The following is an 18,899-nucleotide window of genomic DNA, read 5'->3' on the forward strand; positions in this document are numbered from 1 at the left end:
ATGGACAATGATAAGCATGAGAAGAAAAAGACAAAAAATAAGAGAAGTGCTACACTGCTCAAATGTAATTTTTCTTTATAACTTTATTATTAATTGTCCATTATAGTTAGCCTACTTATGAATCACAACTTAACGACCCTGCATCCTTACCCGTTCGCTAAGATGGCGACTTTACTTGCCAACAGTACGCCAGCCCATAACCACAGTGAAATTAAGCTGGGTATTGGGGAGCCAAAACATGAGCCACCCGCCTTTGTGTTGGACGTACTACGCGAAAACTTGGACAAAATAGGCCAATATCCAACCACTAATGGGCTGTTCGAGCTGCGCCAAACCATCGCTCATTGGCTGGAGAAGCGCTTTTTTTTAAATCATCTCGATCCTCATAGCCAAGTATTGCCAGTCATGGGCACGCGCGAGGCGATTTTTAGCTTGGTGCAAGCGGTGATTGACCATACATCAACCGAGTTATCCGAAAGCATTTCTAATCAGTCAGCCAGTAAAAAAACGCCGGAATCTGCGCAACCACCTACGGTTGTGATGCCCAATCCGTTTTATCAGATATACGAGGGCGCGGCGATACTGGCGCAAGCGACGCCGTACTTTATGCCTTGCACCATTGATAATGATTTTAAAGGTAACTACCGCGCCGTACCAAAAGACGTCTGGACGCGCACGCAGTTATTGTTTGTCTGTAGTCCGAACAATCCAACTGGCTCAGTGATGACCATGGACGATTGGGAGTACCTATTGCGTTTATCGGACCAATACGGTTTTATCATTGCCAGTGACGAGTGTTATAGCGAGCTGTATTTTGATAGCGCGCCGATTGGTCTATTGCAAGCTTGCGCAGCACTCGGTCGTCATGACTTTGAAAACTGCGTGGTATTTCACTCTTTATCTAAGCGTTCAAACTTGCCCGGTCTGCGTTCAGGCTTTGTCGCGGGTGATGCCAATATTTTGCAGCCTTATCTGCAATATCGCACTTATCAAGGCTGCGCGATGCCGATACCGCATCAGCTCGCCTCTATCGCCGCTTGGGAAGATGAAAAGCACGTGGCGCATAATCGAGCACTCTATCAAGAAAAATTTGCCTTATGGATGTCGGAGCTCGGCGAATTACTTGATTTACGCATGCCAGAAGCAGGTTTTTACTTCTGGATAAAAGTGCCTGAGCAGTTTGATGGCGATGATGAAATCTTTGTCAAAGCCTTGTACGAGCAAGCGAATATTCACGCGCTGGCTGGGCGTTACTTGTCACGTGAGGTCAATGGGGAAAATCCAGGACAAGGTTATGTACGCATTGCCTTGGTTGCCAGTGTTGAAGAAAGCCGCGAAGCCATCAGTCGCATTCGTCAATTGCTTGGCGCTTAAAAGCTCATATTAAAAACAAGCTTAAAAGCTTGTTGAAAGACAATTTAAGCGCTAGAACCACTGATAATTATTACCATACTACCAAGAAACCGCCAATAACCACAATATTATCATGGTTATTGGCGGTTTCCTGCTATGCTGTTTATCAAACAATGCTATAGTAAAAATAACGCGTCTCAGTTTCTTTATTTATTTAGTATCAGTAAAACTGTAAAACCTTTCTTATTAAACTTCTTGTTAAATATGCCATCAAGGATGATGCCATGCCCCATCTTGATTTTACCCAGCCGCCCTTTGATGTATTGAGCGCGGCTGAACGCCAAAGTATCAAAAAAAATACCCAAGTTCGTTATCTTGCTAAAGATGAGTACTTGCCTGCAGACGATTTGCAATACTTTTATGTGGTACTCAAAGGACAAATCGAGCAGCTGCTTAATGGTGAGTTTGTCGCGTCCTATTTAGGCAGCAATCATACCGACCATCTGAATAGCAACGATTGGTTTGACAGTCGGCGGCTACCAAAATCACTTATAGAAGGTGATTTGCCAGAAAGCAGCGAGCCAACTAACGCCCTCCTTAGCCGTGCTGAACCTCCAAGTAAAAACCCGATATCACTCTACGATTTTCGAGCTATCGAAGACACGCTGCTGTTACAAGTCAATGGCGCAACCATTGACAAAATCAGTGCGCAAAACCATCTGGTGCGTCAATTATTATCAGAGGATTTACCCGAACGCCTAAAAGCATTGCAGCAGCGGCGTAGCAGCCAGAGCTTAAGTACCGCTAGCTACCATAGCTATAATGAGCAGCAAGAAGTGCAGCAGATTATGATGCAGCCGGTGATTGATGTCCGCTTATTGCCGGTACATATCATCGACGCCACTAGTAGCCTATATGACGCTGCCCATATCATGACTAAGGAGGGGCTTAAGCATGTGTTGGTGCGACCGCTCAACCAATTAAGCCAAAGTAAAACACAAACACACGCGCAAACATTAGATAATGATTTAGATAGCGATTTAAATAGTAACTTAGACAGTGATAATGGCCGTTTGCAAGCGCCTGAGGCTTACTTTGGTCGTACGCTAGGCATTTTGACCGATACCGATATCTGCCGCGCAGTGAGCGACCAACAAAACCCTGCAACAACCCCTTGCCAGCGTTATGCGAGCTTCAATTTGCGTACTATCGATGCTCATGATGAGATTGGCGATGCGCTATTGACCATGACGCGCTACCGTATCCATAGGCTGCCTGTGATTGACGCTAATGGTGAAGTCGCAGGTGTACTTGGGCAAAGCGATATGCTCGCCCATATTGGTCATCATTCGCAGCTGATTAGTATTCAGATTGAAAAAGCAAAAGACTTGCCAAGCTTAGATACGGCGGTTGAGCTTATTGGGCGTTATATTCGTGCGCAGCATCAAAATGGGGTAAAAATCGGTAACGTCAGCCGCATGGTACAAACGCTTAACGCGCAAGTTTTTACCAAGCTGTGGCAACTTATCGTACCTGATGAAGTAATGAAAAATACTTGCGTTATCGTTATGGGTTCAGAGGGTCGCGGCGAGCAAATCATGCGTACCGACCAAGATAATGCGCTGATTATCCGTGATGGTTATACCCATCCTGATTTGGCCCAGTTCGCTGAAACCTTTAACAATCATTTAGCCGCATTAGGATATCCGCTTTGCGATGGCAATATCATGATGACCAATCCAATGTGGCGGCAGCCGCTTAAGCAGTTTGAAGCGCAGATTGGCTTATGGTTTAGAAATACCGACCCGATACACAGTATTTATCTGTCGGCGATATTGGATGGCGAGTATGTCTGCGGCGATGAGTCGCTGCTGACCCATGTCCGCGAACATTTAAAAATCGCCCACCGCCAATCAGACCTGATGTTTGTACGTCAGTTCGCCCGTGCCGCTCTACAATTTGGCGATGTCGGTCAATGGTGGCAAAAGTTTGTCCCGCTACTTAGCGGCAAACCTAGCTCTTATGATATTGACCTTAAAAAAGCCGGTATCTTTCCATTGGTACATGGTATTCGTACTTTGGCATTAGAAAACGATATTTTTGATGCGCCTAGTAGTAAAGGACGGCTAAAAGCCTTGGTGCAAGCGCGCGCCTTGACCCAGCAGCGCGCTGATACTCTGCTTGAGGCGTTAGAGTTTTTTATGGCGCAGCGTTTGTCCGTTGCGCTATTGACAGATGATAAGTATGCTCGGCACGTTGATCCGACAACTTTATCTGCCCTTGAGCGAGATTTATTAAAAGAGTGTTTGGCCGTGGTCAAAAGTTTTAAAGGTCAGCTCAGTCGGCATTATCAGCTGGAATTTGGTTAGAAGCATTCAATGATTAATCAGGACCATTCAATTAGCACCATTACAGTCAGCCAGTAAATGAAAAAAGGGAGCAAAAATAAAATGAGTTGGCTAAAACAATTATCTTCTCATTGGCAAAAGACACATTTGCAGCGCCCTGAGCTGGCATCGATGTTTGATAAACCTTTGGCTAATGAATGGGTCGCGATTGACTGCGAGATGACGGGGCTCAATCCAAAAAAGCATCACTTACTGTCTGTCGCCGCGATTCATATCAATGGCAATAGCATCGATACGGGCAATGGTCTGCATCTGGTTTGCCGGCCGCCTGTCATGCCTGACCGTGACACCATTGTGATTCATGGCTTGCGTACTGCTGATGTCGAGCACGGCATGAGCTATGATGAGATGCTCGCTTTACTGCTGCCCTTTATTGATAATCGACCCATAGTTGGGTTTTGCCCGCAGATAGATACAGGGTTTTTGAACCCTTTGATTAAGCGCTATATGGGTACGACATTGCCTAACAAGATCATTGATGTGCGATTGTTATACAGTCGGCGCATGGGCAATCTTGCTCAGGGCGATCCCAATCAATCGCAGCATTTGACCAAAATATTAGCGCATTATGAGATTCCTGAGCTTGGCATTCATGATGCTTATAATGATGCCATTATGACTGCAATGGCGTTTTTGCATATGCGTTAATATTAATGGCTAATAAACGATAAATACTAAAAAAATACATATTAAGCACTATTATTTATAATTTTGATAATTCTCCACTCAAAAATTTTTAAACCATTACCTTTAAGCCTGTTGACAGATTTTAGCCGGACGCTGCATTTATGCAAAGGCTGTACCTACGCGAAAATAGCAACTCATGTTACCATAGGGTGTTTTTGCCACCTGATGATAGACTGCTCATGCTACCCACTTCTAAAACTAATAATCGCCCTACTACTACTGCCAAATTGACGCCTTTTATTAAGCCGTTATGCTCGCTGAATCAGCCTGCTAAGTACCTAGCCACGTTATCCACGCTAGCATTATTTGCCAGCGCTATGTTGACGCCACTATATGCGCAAGCTGCCCTGCCAGAAGCGATTCAAGCGGCGCTCAGCCGAGCAAACTTAAGCGCTACCGATATCAGTATCATCATTACCCCAGTTGGCGATAAAAATGCCAGTCGCTTGCCTGCGCCAATTCAGGTGATTAATAGTCCTAAGCAAGGGATTAGCAACTCTCACATCGATAGCCAGCCAAAATCATTAAGTGTTGATAATGTTTCTGCTGACCCTAATAGCATCAAAAGACAAGTAACTCAAAATAATAAAGCTAAAGAAGTAACGGTGTATCAAAGCCCATTAATGACTATCGAGAAGCAGACGATTAAGCAACACGAAAAACAGCTCCATGCTTATACCGATGACCCTTATACTTATCAAAGTTTAGAAAGCACTCCATCGCTGCTGCCAAATGACGGCCAATCAACATCTTCAGTGCCTAATAAAAACAATCCTGACAAGAATAGCGCTAATAAAAGTAGTAAAGGAAATGCTAGCAACGCTACCGCTAATAATGCCACTATTAAAATCTCTTTCTCACCATTACTAAGCCATCAAGCCGATATCGCGCGCACGCCTGCCAGCACCATGAAGCTGGTTCCAAGCTTTATTGCATTAGATACTTTGGGCGCTGACTTTGTCTGGCATACCCGCGTTTATCATACGGGCCTTATCATCGGCGATAAGCTCTATGGCGACTTAATTATTCAAGGTAGTGGCGATCCAAAAATGACCCATGAGCGCTTACAGCAATTACTGTATAAAGTGCAAACAGCTGGTATTCATCATATCAACGGCGATATTATCGTCGATAGCGCAATCTTTAAAAATGTAAGCAAAGACCCTGCTGCCTTTGATAACTCACCGCTACGTCCTTATAACGCCAGCCCTGATGGTTTTTTGGTTAACTTTAGCAGTATCGGTATCCAAAGCTACCCGCTGGATAATACGCGCGCACAGCTGACCTATACGCCGCAATTGGCAAATTATCAATTGCCCAGTATGATAAATATACGCTCAGCTGCCTGCGGTCAAGCGCGCTATAGTCTAGCGCCGCACTGGCAACCGACCCAGCTGACACTCAATGCCAATTTACCAGACAGCTGCGGTGAGCATGCTTTTTATGTCGCCTACCCTGATGCCAAAGATTTCGCCGCCCGCGTCATTGCTTCTAAATGGCAGACGCTTGGCAACACATTAACTGGTAAAGTCATCAGCCAAGAAAAACCTTACCTTTCTAATAAAAATGTTAAAGAAGGAAAGTCGCCACGCGGTCTGGCCGCTATCGCGATATCGCCGTTACCTATTGTCAGTTATCACTCTTTAAACCTTACCCAGCAGATTTATGATATCAATCACTTCTCTAATAATGTAATGACTGAGCAAGTGGCGCTATCTATAGGCGCTTATGATAAAGCCGGTATTAATACTGATAAAGTCATTCATCAGCAAGCAACGAGCTTATATCAATTTGGTCAGCCACCAGCGACCGATTATTCGCAAGCGCTACAAGCGATTAATCATTGGTGGCAAACCAAGCTGACTACGCCGCCGCCCCATTTAACCAATGGCTCAGGGCTCTGCCGCGACTGCACCATCAGTGCCGAAAATTTAAGTGAGCTATTAACCTACGCTTATGAGCAACCAAACTTTGATGCTTACGTGAGCTCATTAGGTATCGCTGGCGTCAGTGGTACGATTAGCGCCCATAGCGAGCGCTTGCCCGAATCGCAAGCCATCGGTCGCGCTTGGATAAAAACCGGCACGTTAAATAACGTCACCTCGATGGCAGGCTATGTTAAAGGCTTATCTGGACAGGATTATGTAGTGGTCGGATTGATTAATAGCGACCAAGCGCTCAACGCTTATACCGCCAGACCCGTATTAGATGCGATGCTTGATTGGACGGCTCAGCATTGATAATGGAGTATTAGCTGCTATTTTTTTAGCGCTATTTGTTTTAAAAACCCTATGCTCACCCCTTTATAAAGGTCATTTTATGTCACGTAAACCAACGCAGCTTAGCAAGTCTCCCAGTAGGTCAGGAGCTAGTCAGTCGGGAAGCAAGACACCGCTATCAAACCCAAAAGCCACTCAACCTAAAATGACACAATATGTTGGTTTTTTTGCCGTTGGTTATATTTTAGCTAGCGCCATATTTATGATGATTCAAACCAAACTTGCCTTAAACTCGCAATTGGTCACAGTCATCTCTATCGTCATCGGCGCTTATATTGCCGTGCATAAATTTATCAAGCATCAGCAGCGCGCACTGGATAGAGGCGAGATTAACCGCTTAATGTTTGGCGGCGTTGCAGTGGTTTGGCTACTGACGATTATTTATTTCTTAGGCATCTGGTTTTTCTTATTTGATGCGGTGAGCCGTGAAGTGTTGATGGAGATGAGCATGCAGCAGCCACTACCACTGCTTTCAGCATTAGTCATGATATTGGTGCTGAGCTTGGTCAGTGCGCGCATTAGCATTTGGGCCGTCAATCACTTACTTGACCCTAAGCGCAAAACTGTTTAATAGTTATTGAAATACTTAGCACTTTTAAATAGACAATAACTTTACTTATTTATCACTATCCAAGCGCATACAAAGTTTTTGTCCTATGCATGAGTAAATTACGGTACGCTGTTTCTATAAGGTTTCATGTTAAGTAGTATTTAAGTGACATAAATAGTCAATAGGAGCTCAAGCAATGGAAATGCTTTTTTTCGACAATATAGACAAGCTCGGACGTATCGTGCTGACGGCGGTAACGGTTTACGTTCTGATTGTTATCATCACTAAAGTCTCTGGAAAACGCTCCACTTCGCAGCTTAATAACTTTGATTGGATTGTCACCGTGATGATTGGCTCACTCGGTGCCAGCACTATTTTACTCAAAGACATTCCGCTTATCGAAGGTATCTCTTCTATCTTGGTGCTGTATGTCATGCAGTTTTTGGTCACCAAATACGCCTCTATTTCACCGCAATTTAGCAGCTTTATTTTATCCGAGCCGCGCATTGTCTTTTATCAGGGGCAGTTTTTACCCGATGCGATGCGTGCTGAGCGCTTGACCCGTCAAGAGCTTGAATGTGCCATGCGTTCTGAAGGGGTGAATAGCTTCGATGATGTCGAGGCGATCGTTTTTGAATCAGATGCTCAGCTGACCATTATCCCAAAACCTGCCTCTTCTGATAACAATGACAATCATCAAAGCGAAGAAAATACGGTATCAGAAACCATCGCCCCACTTATGTAAAATAATTGGCAAAAGTTAAAGATTGATAAAAGCTAAAACATAAAAAAGGATAGCCGCTATAAATCGACTATCCTTTACTTTTATCTTCAATGATTACTAACCGCTATAATCGTTATTTATCAATAACAATCCTAGGGCGAAAATTATTTAATACGCTGCCACGTTTGCGAACGACCAAAGACTGGGGTACCGACAAAGCCGCGGAGCTTTAGACTTTGACCATTATCACTTAGGGTCAATTTGCCAGAATAGGTTTTACCGGATTCAGGGTCGACCAGCTTGCCATCACTCCATTGGTTATTACCATCCGCTTTTAAGCCTGAGAGTATCTGTAAGCCTTCAACCGGTTTGTTTTTTAGGCTACCAGGACATTTGGTACAAAGCGCATCCGCCTTTTCTTTATTCAGCACTTTAATGATTTTCCCTGACACTTTACCGCCGCTTTCCGTTAACTGAATGACGGCCTTTTTTTCGCCGGTTTTATCATCGATGGTTTGCCATTGCGTGCCATTTAACGAAACAGCAAACACAGAAGTAGAGAGCAGCGCGCCTGCGCTAAGGGCAATTAGACTTGATATAGTGCGTTTCATGAACGACTCCTTTCGTTTAAAAAAATGTTTCAAACTGTCTTTTGGTTTATCATAAAGACCTCACAGTGTTGCTCGTTATTTTATGACTGGTTTTATAGCTTGGGTCATTACTTGTTCATTTACTTTATTGCTTTTAACGTTCTGCCACTATTTTTATAGTGCAGAGTTTCATAATGATAAGCAAAAATCAGCAAAATAAAGAACAACTGTTTGTCGAATGCTAGTAAAGCACAAAATTATGCGTTGTAAAAGGTCTGTTTGTTACAATAACTTAAGCGCAGAATTCTTTTGTTACATTTACTCAATGATCAAAGTGGTATGTATTATGAAAGTAAGAATATTGACCGTCGGTAATAAAATGCCCAAGTGGGTACAGACCGGTTTTGATGAATATTTCAAACGTATTCAACCGATGCTTAGCACCGAAATTGTAGAAATTGCGGCGGCAAAACGCGCCAAAAATCCGTCAGATGCCAATTTGGCGCAATATCGTGAGCAAGAGGGTCAGGCAATATTAGCCGCCCATGCTGCAGGAGGGCGTGAGCAACTTTGGGTGCTGGATGTCAAAGGTAAGATGCTCTCTACCGAACAGTTGGCCGATAAATTGGCCGATGGCATGCAGCAAGGCGACGATATTGCCCTAGTCATCGGCGGTGCTGACGGCGTATCGCCAGAAGTGCTGGCAAAAGCCGATGTAAAATGGTCGTTATCCGCGCTGACCCTACCGCATCCGCTGGTGCGTGTGGTGCTGATGGAGCAGCTTTATCGGGCGATGAGTATCAATCACAATCACCCTTATCATCGCGGTAATTAAAAGTAGTAATTAAAACGCCTACAAAGATTGTTCATTTGCTATAGAAGAATAACTGCGTTACCTAAAAAACAATGAGTAATCGTAATCGCAAAACAGATTGAAATATAGGCGCGCGCCCTAATACATGCTACATGAAACATCCTAAACCTGCAGTACCTAAAGCATTCAGCGCTCATACGCAAGCTGATGACAAACGCCAACATCTAACGAACTCAAAGCCGACGCCTATCACGGCAGCGGCTGCTTGGGCAGATGCGCCTGCGATATCGAGGGCAGCGACAGTATCGAAGCGACCAAAATTGCCCGCGCTATTTATCTCGCATGGGGCGCCGACGCTTGCAATCGAGCAGTCAGCAACTACTAGCGCGCTAGCACGCATTGGGCAAAATTTACCTAAGCCACGCGCTATTATTATTATGTCGGCGCATTGGCAGTCGGCTAAGCTTGAAATCAGTAGCAATCCGCAACCTAAAACTTGGCATGATTTTTCCGGCTTTACGCCTGAGCTGTATGATTTGCAATACCCTGCCGCTGGACAACCAGCGCTTGCTGAAACCTTGGCACAGCAGTTGACGGCGCGCGGTATTACCTGCCGCGTAAATCCTTTGCGCGTTAGTGACCATGGGGTCTGGGCGCCGCTTTTGCATCTGTATCCAGAAGCCGATATCCCTATCGTGCAAATATCGCTACCACGGCATTATGACAGTGTCGCTTGTTATCAATTGGGCGCGCAACTGGCGCAATTACGGGATGAGCAAATCCTCTTGATTGGCTCAGGGAGTATCACCCATAATTTGCAAGCACTACGCTGGCAAGCAGAAAGTATCGATAAAACCGCTAGAGACTTTAAAGTTTGGCTATTACAACAGCTCAAAACAGACATTCCGAGCGCCTTAGACTGGCAGCAGTATCCTAATTATCAAAACGTACACCCAAGCGATGAGCACCTACTGCCGCTATTCTTTACTTTAGGTGCGGGTCAACGCGTCTCTGTGGTACACCAAAGCATGGCGCACCATAGCTTGGGTATGGATATTTATCGTTTTGATTAAGCTGTCTTAATCAAAACGCTTTTTATAAAATACATTTATTAGAAATCATTGCGAGAATATAAAACTATTTCTCAAAGGCAGGTTTGGTAAATAACCCCGCGCGCTCCATCTCGCCAGCAATACTAAATAGCGTCGTTTCATCATTCATGCGCCCAATCAGCTGCATACCAATCGGCAAGCCTTTTTTGCTCATCCCAACAGGCAATGACATCGCCGGTAGCCCCGTAACATTACCTAATAAAGTAAAACCCATTTTACCGAGTACGGGTGAGCTAAGCTTTTCAATCACGCCTGAGCTAAAGGCATATTTACCCATATCAATGCCTTTATTTAGTAAACCTGCGCTACGCATGAGCATCTCATCCATACGGCTTGGCGGCAGTACGCCGTGTTTAACGGCAGGGGTCGGTACGGTTGGGCACAAAATCATATCGTAGGTTTCAAGCAATAAACCGGTTTGATATTGACTATGATGCCAGCCATGCTTAGCATGCGCCAAATCAACGGCGGATAATGAGCGTCCGAGCATCGCCATATTATAGGTTTGTGGCTCAAGGTTTTGGATATGCTGCGCGCCATAACAACGCTCGACATAATCGATGGTAAAGGCGGTATGGGCGCAGACTACCACTAAAAAATCATGCCAAAACTGCTCAATATTGATATTAGGCTCAGCCGGTATCACGCGATGTCCCATGGCTTCTAGCTGCTTAGCGGTCTGCTCTAATACAGAGAGTACCTCTTTATCAACCACGGTATTGGCCACCAATGGCTGTTGATGCAGGGCAATGGTTAATTGCCGTGGTGCGCGCATCGCTGCTTGCAAAAACGTGCCATCCGGCGGGGCAATGATAAAAGGCGCACCGATTTCCGCACCGCTAGTCGCATCTAGCATCGCTGCGCTATCACGTACAGAGCGCGTAATTACATGGTCAGCGACCGCCCCTTCCCAGCCTTCACCAATGGCTGGACCCATCGGATTACGACCACGGCTAGGTTTGAGTCCAAACGCGCCGCACCATGCAGCAGGAAAGCGTATCGAACCGCCGCCATCACCCGCGCCTGCCATCGGTACGATACCACTTGCCACAGCCGCCGCACTACCGCCCGATGAACCACCAGAGCTATAGCCTTTTTTAAACGGATTATGGGTGGCGCCATGCGCTTTTGGTTCAGTGGTAATAATCAAACCAAACTCAGGCGTATTGGTTTTACCAAAGGTATTTACGCCGCTAGCTTTCATGCGTTTAACGATTTCACTGTCATCATCAGGCACGATATTGACGCTACGACTGCCCATGGTAATCGGCTCATCAGCAAAATAGAAAGACAGGTCTTTGAGTAAATAAGGTACGCCGTTAAATACGCCTGCTGGTAAGCCTTTTTGCGCCGCCGCATAAGCGCGCTCATCAAAACGATGGATAATAGCGTTTAATTTAGGATTAAGCTGATTGGCTTGCTCAACTGCTGCATCGAGCAATTCTTTGGCGCTGACTTCCCCTGCGTTAACCAATGCTGCCAACGCTATCGCATCATATTGGGTATATTCTTTAAACATAACTGACCTTCCTTGGAGAGTAATTGCGTTAAGGTGTATTCTTAGAATTTATGCCTATCTATCTGCTAAACCACCCCCAGTTTAGTATAAAAAGCCGCTATTTATAATCGATAAACAAACTCATTAGTCATTCGGGTATTAGGGCGTGTCCTCAATTCAATCGATGGACATCTAAATGGGCTAAAAATGGCTCAATGAAATAAGTACAAATATTATAACGCGCTACTGGTATTAATTTCCCTTGCTTGCTGTGCCTACGCAGACAGAGGCTGCGCAAAATGAATACCAGTAGCTCTGCGTTCATTTTATAGCGGATCGCCTATATCATCTTTTGCCAATAAAAAAGACGAGTCACTTTCGTCACTCGTCCTTTTTGCTATCTAATGATATCTAAGCGCTACATTAACAGTTCACGCTTACCGCTTTTACCCATTGAGCTGACCAAGCCAGCCTCTTCCATTGAGTCGACAATACGTGCCGCACGGTTATAACCAATGCTGAATTTACGCTGAATACTAGACGCTGATACTTTACGCGTTTCCATAATAAATGCCACCGCATCATTATAAAGGTCGTCGTCTTCGCCAGAAGCATTGGCCGCACTAGCACCACCGCCAGGACTCATTAATTCAAAATTACCCGCCATATTATCAATATAATCGGGCGCACCGCGTTCACGCCACGCGTCACAGACACGGTTGACCTCTTCATCACTGACATACGCGCCATGCACACGGTCAGGCTCAATTTGCCCTGGTCCTAAAAACAGCATATCACCATTACCAAGCATGTCTTCTGCACCGCCGCTGTCTAGAATCGTGCGTGAATCCACTTTTGAGTTCACTCGTAACGCTGCACGCACCGGAATATTGGCTTTAATCAGACCAGTAATGACATCGACCGACGGACGCTGGGTGGCAAGCATTAAATGAATCCCTGCTGCCCGCGATTTTTGTGCAAGACGAGTGATAAGCTCTTCGGCTTGCTTACCGACTTGCATAATCATATCGGCAAACTCATCGGCGACAATGACAATCATCGGCAAGGTTTTTAGCTTTGGCGCTTGGCTAATACTGACGCTATCATTGGGACGCCACAAGGGATCTAGCATCGGATTGCCCGATTTTTCAGCAGCGATGACTTTTTTATTAAACTCGTTAAGCTTACGCACCTTTAATAAACTCATCAGCTGATAACGACGCTCCATCTCTGCCACGCACCATGACAAGGCACTGGCCGCTTCGGTCATATCAGTGACCACTGGCGTTAGCAAATGCGGAATATCGTTGTAGTTGGCAAGCTCAAGCTGTTTTGGATCAATCAAAATAAGGCGCAGCTCATTCGGGGTGTATTTAAGCAGCATCGACAGTAGCATCGAGTTGACCAAGACCGATTTACCAGAGCCTGTGGTGCCGGCAACGAGCATATGCGGCGCGCGAGCAAGGTCAGTAATAATCGGATTACCGCCGATGTCTTTACCCATCGCCATACTGATTTGGGCTTTAGGGTCGTTAAATTTTTCCGTATTTAACAGCTCAATCAAACGTACCATTTCGCGCTGCTTGTTTGGCACCTCAATACCAATATACGGCTTACCCGGAATGACCTCGACCACACGCAAAGACGCCATCGATAACGAACGCGCCAAATCGCGTGAAATGCCCGTCACTTTACTGGCTTTTACCCCAGCAGCAAGCTCTACTTCAAAGCGCGTTACTACGGGACCTGGGATGGCATTAACCACAGCAGCCTTGACATTAAACTCTTGCAATTTGATTTCTAATAGCTCGGACAATTGCTCAAGCTCGGCCAATGTATAGCTCGGCTTACGGTCAGGGTCAGGCTTATCTAAAATAGAAATCTCAGGGATAGGTGTAAGGCTACTGCGATAGGCAGCCGTTTGCATCGAGCGTGATTTTTGACTGAAGGCGGCATCATCGCTAATATGCGGCATCACCGGCAGGTCAGTGTCGTCAGCTCGACTGTCATCTTCTGGCATCATGTCAGCAATATGATTGCTGCTATCGCCTTCTGGTACCGCAAAGCTTACCGTAGGTTTAGCCGCTGTTACGGGCGAAGCATTTGTTTCTGTAATACCAGTTGCTGCTGTCGGCGCGAGTTTAGGATTGGCAGGCGGCGTATTGGTCGGTGTCATATCAGTAACTTTAGCAACGTCACTAATCGTATCGACTGGCGCAGCAAAATCTACTGCCGATGTACTGACTGTTTCAGTTTCAACTAAAGGCTCAGTATCATAAGAAGAATCGGGTTGTTCGATAGACCAACTTTCAGTAAGGTCATCTATTGAGTCAGCAACCACATTATTTAATGAATTAACATTTAATGAATGATCAGCTTTCTGTTCCTGTGCTGCGGTATCAAACGAGGTTTCTAATGCCGGCGCTTCAATCAAGGTTTTATCTTCTTCTAACTCAGGCGCGACTGGAACCGCCGCATGTTCTGCTAGCCAAGCATCAACTAAGCTATCAACTGCTGAGCTATCGACTGCTAAACTATCAATGCTTTCTGTCATTTCATCTTGATCAGCAGCATCGTTAACAATATTATCAGAAGTATTAGACGCAGCAGATTTATCGAAACCTTGGACGTTCGTGTTTGAAGCAGCAGCTGCATCATAAACAAACGTATCTTGACCAGCAATGGCCTCACTTGCCAACAAATCATCGACCGTATCGGCATCATTCCAAGCAAAACTTGGTTCAACTTTGCGTGCAGGCGCCATCACTGGAGTTGTGGTAGGCGCTGACGGTTGCTGTTGGTTAACATGATTAAAACTGCTTGCATTAGCTGAAGCCGTTTGTAATTGCTCATCCTGCGCTGTGCTGCTGGTTGCAGTTTGTGCCACTGCTGCAGCGGCTGACATGGACGCTTTGACGCTAGCACCTAGACCCGATGTCGCTAAAAAGTCTTTCAACACATTATTAAAACGACCACTTTTATCGGCTGTTTGAGCATGATTTGCAGGGTCAGTAGCTGGCAAATCCAATGGTAACTGCTCAAATGCTTGCGCCGCTTTTTCATCGCTCACACTTGCATCATTTTGCTGTTGTTCAGACGCTGTCTGCGCGGCTTGTCTATTATCGCGTTTACTATCATTATCTTGGAGCGCAGCATCACGCCATGACCATGTTTTTATTTTTTGATAAATTGCCAGCCAATGAATATTAAAGGCAAAAGTGGCGGTAATTACCACAAATACCGTTAAAAAGGTCACACTGCCCCATTGCGATAAGAGCTGTGCCAAACGTGCTTGCAACTCAAGGCCAATAATACCACCAGCAACGCCTTTGAGCCCGGACACCATCGGATCTGCCACTTGCTGTACTAGCGCTACCAATTGCGCAAACAAGGCACTGGCACTTAATAGCAAAAACACATAGGCAACTAAGCGTAATAACCAAAACGTTGGTTTGTTATCCCACCAAATCAGCACCGACTCATAAACCAAAAACGCCAGCAACCACCAAGCTCCAAAACCAAAGAAGCTATAGAGCAAATCGGACAGCCACGCGCCCATCTCGCCGCCCATATTATTCACGGCAGTCATATCACTACTGATGTGCGACCAGCTCGGATCATTACCGGTATAAGTCATCAAAATGACGAATAAATAAACCGCCAGTATTAACCCAAGCAGGGTAAATATGCCCTTTTTTAAATACTCAATAAGTGGTGCTGATATCACGTAAGATCTGCCTTGTTGTTAATACTCGTTATTAATATTAAATGGTCGCCAGTTTATGAATAAAGCTAGTTATGCTTACTATGCTGAAATGGTTTTGTGCTGATAAGTGACAATATACCAATATAAGTAAATCACTTACTCTAGCTACTACTACCCTTGCATAACTTCTTATAATAACAAATACATAGGCGTAGTGGCGACAGTGTTATCAAGAAAGAGGGTAAGAAAATAAATCTATCAGTGGTTTAGCAAAAAATGCGCTCATTAACCGAACATTCGCCACACCTTTGCGTAATAAATGGCTGCCCTATAAAAAAGAGGCGATTATTTTTGGGCATTGTTTTTTCAGGCATTATATTTTTAGAGTCAGTATTTGTAGATGCCGTATTTTTAGCTGCCATATTTTCAGGCCTATTTTTCAAGCTCATGATGCTTTAATTCTAATGATACCCATATTCGTTTTAGCAAACTTGCACTTTTTGCTATCTGCCCTTATGTTATTATCACATAGCAATGAGAAAAACCATATTCATCGCTACTTTTAGCGACTATCTTTTATAATATTTGTCGTTTATATGACGCACTTTTATCATTCTACTTTTTATGTTTTTCATTCTAATCGTTTTCATTTTGATAGCTAGCAAGGAAATTTTATGGCAACTGATAATACGGCTCCACGCCACGAAAAATTGATTATTTTAGGTTCAGGTCCTGCCGGTTATGCCGCGGCCGTTTATGCTGCACGTGCCAACCTAAAGCCAGTGATGGTGACTGGTATGGAAGTGGGCGGTCAGCTGACCACCACCACTGAGGTCGATAACTGGCCGGGCGATGCTCATGATTTAACCGGTCCTGCGCTTATGGATCGTATGAAAGCCCATGCCGAGCGTTTCGGTACTGAATTGGTTTATGACCATATCAATGAGGTTAATCTTAATAAGCGCCCTTTTACCCTGATTGGTAATAACGGCAGCTATACTTGTGATGCCCTAATTATTTCAACGGGTGCCTCTGCGCAGTATTTAGGCTTAGAGTCAGAAACCAAATTTCGAGGCCTCGGCGTATCTGCTTGTGCCACCTGTGATGGCTTCTTTTATAAAGACCAAAAAGTCGCCGTCATTGGCGGTGGTAATACCGCCGTTGAAGAAGCTTTATATTTATCAAACATCGCTTCTGAAGTCACTTTAGTCCATCGCCGCGACAGTTTACGCTCTGAGAAAATCCTACAAGATAAGTTGTTTGAAAAAGCCAGAAACGGTAACGTCAAAATCGAATGGAACCATAAAGTTAAAGAAGTGGTCGGCGATGATATGGGCGTCAATGGTCTGATCATTGAATCTATGATTGATGGCAGCACCAAGCAATTAGACACCATGGGTATGTTTGTCGCCATTGGCCATAAGCCAAACACAGAGTTGTTCAAAGGACAGTTGGACATGAAAGACGGCTATCTTATTGTTAATAGCGGCCTAAATGGTAATGCTACTCAAACCAGTATCGAAGGCGTATTTGCCGCCGGTGACGTGGCCGACCACGTTTATCGTCAAGCTATTACTTCTGCGGGCACTGGCTGTATGGCAGCGCTTGATGCCGAGAAATACTTGGATGCTATTGGTGAAGCCACGGCAACCGATCATACGTATGCGTCGACATTGACTGCTGATAAAGAAGCATAAATGAGCAACTTTGCTAAAGACGACAGTCGCATTGATATCGATATCAATGCGACTGATATAACGCCTGAGACCTTCCGTAAACACATCAGAAGTCTTGGGCGTTACAACTTCCCTGACCCTACGATGGTTGATCCTGATGGCATTGGTATCGTTGCCGTTGGCGGAGATTTAGCGCCTAAAACGCTGATTTCTGCTTACGCGCAGGGATTATTTCCGTGGTTTAATGACGATGAACCTATCGCTTGGTGGTGTCCAGAGCCGCGCTGTATTATGCTGCCCACTAACTATAAGCCCAGTAAATCGCTGCGCAAGCAAGCGGGTCGCGAGCGTTGGCAATTAACCCTGAATCAAGCGTTCGATGACGTTATTCATGCTTGTAGTCTACCGCGTAGCGACGGTAACAATGACACGCTGCCCGAGGGCGAACATACTTGGATTCATAGCGAGATGATTGAAGCTTATAACGAGCTGCATGCTCAAGGGTTTGCGCATAGCATTGAAGTTTGGGATGATCAGCAGCAGTTGATTGGTGGTTTATATGGCTTAAAGATAGGCGGTATTTATTTTGGTGAATCGATGTTTCATGTCGCATCGAACGCCTCAAAGCTCGCCTTTTGGGGTTTGATGCGTTTATGTGCCCAAAGCAAGGTCGAGTTGGTAGACTGTCAGTTGCCAAATGAGCATCTGCTGAGCTTGGGCGCTGGAACCTTGCCGCGTGCTGGATTTTTAGCGCAGTTAGATACCCTTATTGGCAGCCGTTCAGTCAAATGGCAAAAGCACTCTCATCAACCTCTAGCCGTATCATTACTTGATAAACCACAGCCGTGGCAATTAAAAATATAATGCAGATTAACAAGGCAAAATTGCTCGGTTTAGATAGTGAGCGTATTTATTACTTTCCAATATAACTTTAAACAAGCTATCTTTAAACAAACATAGCTTTAAACAAACATAGCTTTAAACAACGCTTCCAATCATCATTTATACAATAAGTAAGTTAAATATTTTACTTACGAGGTTAGCATGGCACCTGATACCGCATTTTTATTGATTGGTACACTGGCGACCGAGGCCAATACCACCAAAGATACCATTCGTCATTACGACCAATTGGGGCTACTAAAATCTCGCAAACGCCAAGCAGGGTCACGGCTTTATACCGAGTTTCATCCAGAGTGCGTTGAGCGTATTGAGCTGATTAAAAGCGCCCAAGCCATCGGTTTTACATTGACTGAAATTAAAGATAGCCTTAATGATTATTATGATGGCCAGCTCGATATTGATTTGCAGCTAAGTCTTACCCAGCAGAAACTTGCCCAAGTTAAAAAACAGCAAGCGACCATTGGCTTAATGATAGAGATGTTGGCTGAACGTATTGAGGTTCTTGAGCGCATGAAAGCAGACAGTGACTATAAGCTCAATGTTGAAATCTGTAAAAAGAAAATACCCTCACAACCCTAGGGCGTGTCTTCAATTCATCT

General features: G+C 44.8%; 15 protein-coding genes. 11 read left to right on the forward strand and 4 right to left on the reverse strand.

Translation table 11 applies throughout. The features are described from left to right. The first annotated feature begins 117 nt into the window (after positions 1–117). From dapC to B3Q63_RS07410, 6 genes are all read left to right on the forward strand, one after another. Positions 118–1,374 (forward strand): succinyldiaminopimelate transaminase, encoded by a 1,257-nt coding sequence (gene dapC / locus B3Q63_RS07385; protein ID WP_296175346.1) that lies wholly within the window; start codon positions 118–120, stop codon positions 1,372–1,374. A gap of 263 nt (positions 1,375–1,637) precedes the next feature. Next, complete coding sequence (locus B3Q63_RS07390) at positions 1,638–3,722, forward strand: DUF294 nucleotidyltransferase-like domain-containing protein (RefSeq protein WP_296175347.1); 2,085 nt, start codon at positions 1,638–1,640, stop codon at positions 3,720–3,722. Between the two features lie 81 nt (positions 3,723–3,803). Beyond that, positions 3,804–4,409: a 3'-5' exonuclease gene (locus tag B3Q63_RS07395; protein WP_201629493.1), complete on the forward strand. Its 606-nt coding sequence runs from the start codon at positions 3,804–3,806 to the stop codon at positions 4,407–4,409. A gap of 218 nt (positions 4,410–4,627) precedes the next feature. Further along, positions 4,628–6,688, forward strand: a complete 2,061-nt coding sequence (dacB, locus tag B3Q63_RS07400) for a D-alanyl-D-alanine carboxypeptidase/D-alanyl-D-alanine endopeptidase (protein WP_296175349.1) — start codon at positions 4,628–4,630, stop codon at positions 6,686–6,688. A 79-nt stretch (positions 6,689–6,767) separates the two neighbouring features. Then, a complete protein-coding gene (locus B3Q63_RS07405) occupies positions 6,768–7,298 on the forward strand; it encodes an ABZJ_00895 family protein (RefSeq protein WP_296175351.1) in 531 nt (176 codons plus the stop codon). A 175-nt stretch (positions 7,299–7,473) separates the two neighbouring features. Further along, a complete protein-coding gene (locus B3Q63_RS07410) occupies positions 7,474–8,022 on the forward strand; it encodes a DUF421 domain-containing protein (RefSeq protein WP_296175353.1) in 549 nt (182 codons plus the stop codon). Positions 8,023–8,165: 143 nt separating this feature from the next. Here B3Q63_RS07410 and B3Q63_RS07415 read toward each other — a convergent pair whose 3' ends face one another. Further along, positions 8,166–8,612, reverse strand: coding sequence for a DUF2147 domain-containing protein (locus tag B3Q63_RS07415; RefSeq protein ID WP_201624145.1), 447 nt, complete (start codon positions 8,610–8,612; stop codon positions 8,166–8,168). A gap of 325 nt (positions 8,613–8,937) precedes the next feature. Between B3Q63_RS07415 and rlmH the strand changes: the two genes are divergently transcribed. Beyond that, positions 8,938–9,426, forward strand: a complete 489-nt coding sequence (gene rlmH / locus B3Q63_RS07420; protein WP_201624147.1) for a 23S rRNA (pseudouridine(1915)-N(3))-methyltransferase RlmH — start codon at positions 8,938–8,940, stop codon at positions 9,424–9,426. Between the two features lie 131 nt (positions 9,427–9,557). Beyond that, positions 9,558–10,478, forward strand: coding sequence for a DODA-type extradiol aromatic ring-opening family dioxygenase (locus tag B3Q63_RS07425; RefSeq protein WP_296175359.1), 921 nt, complete (start codon positions 9,558–9,560; stop codon positions 10,476–10,478). Between the two features lie 64 nt (positions 10,479–10,542). On the opposite strand, the gene B3Q63_RS07430 is transcribed toward B3Q63_RS07425, so the two are convergent. The 3 genes from B3Q63_RS07430 to B3Q63_RS07440 form a co-directional block, all read right to left on the reverse strand. After that, positions 10,543–12,036: an amidase gene (locus B3Q63_RS07430; RefSeq protein ID WP_296175361.1), complete on the reverse strand. Its 1,494-nt coding sequence runs from the start codon at positions 12,034–12,036 to the stop codon at positions 10,543–10,545. 397 nt (positions 12,037–12,433) lie between these two features. After that, complete coding sequence (locus tag B3Q63_RS07435; RefSeq protein ID WP_296175363.1) at positions 12,434–15,742, reverse strand: DNA translocase FtsK; 3,309 nt, start codon at positions 15,740–15,742, stop codon at positions 12,434–12,436. A gap of 245 nt (positions 15,743–15,987) precedes the next feature. Continuing rightward, positions 15,988–16,143 carry a hypothetical protein gene (locus B3Q63_RS07440; protein ID WP_296175366.1) on the reverse strand — a complete coding sequence of 52 codons (156 nt, stop codon included), beginning with the start codon at positions 16,141–16,143 and terminating at the stop codon, positions 15,988–15,990. Between the two features lie 252 nt (positions 16,144–16,395). On the opposite strand from B3Q63_RS07440, the gene trxB reads away from it, so the two are divergent. The 3 genes from trxB to B3Q63_RS07455 all read left to right on the forward strand — a co-directional run bounded on the left by trxB (position 16,396) and on the right by B3Q63_RS07455 (position 18,879). Next, positions 16,396–17,418 carry a thioredoxin-disulfide reductase gene (trxB, locus tag B3Q63_RS07445; RefSeq protein ID WP_296175369.1) on the forward strand — a complete coding sequence of 341 codons (1,023 nt, stop codon included), beginning with the start codon at positions 16,396–16,398 and terminating at the stop codon, positions 17,416–17,418. After that, positions 17,419–18,261, forward strand: coding sequence for a leucyl/phenylalanyl-tRNA--protein transferase (gene aat / locus B3Q63_RS07450; protein WP_296175372.1), 843 nt, complete (start codon positions 17,419–17,421; stop codon positions 18,259–18,261). A gap of 180 nt (positions 18,262–18,441) precedes the next feature. Beyond that, positions 18,442–18,879: a MerR family transcriptional regulator gene (locus B3Q63_RS07455; RefSeq protein ID WP_201562140.1), complete on the forward strand. Its 438-nt coding sequence runs from the start codon at positions 18,442–18,444 to the stop codon at positions 18,877–18,879. Positions 18,880–18,899 lie beyond the last annotated feature (20 nt).

This window comes from Psychrobacter sp. UBA2769, from assembly GCF_002352555.1.
Taxonomy (GTDB): domain Bacteria; phylum Pseudomonadota; class Gammaproteobacteria; order Pseudomonadales; family Moraxellaceae; genus Psychrobacter; species Psychrobacter maritimus.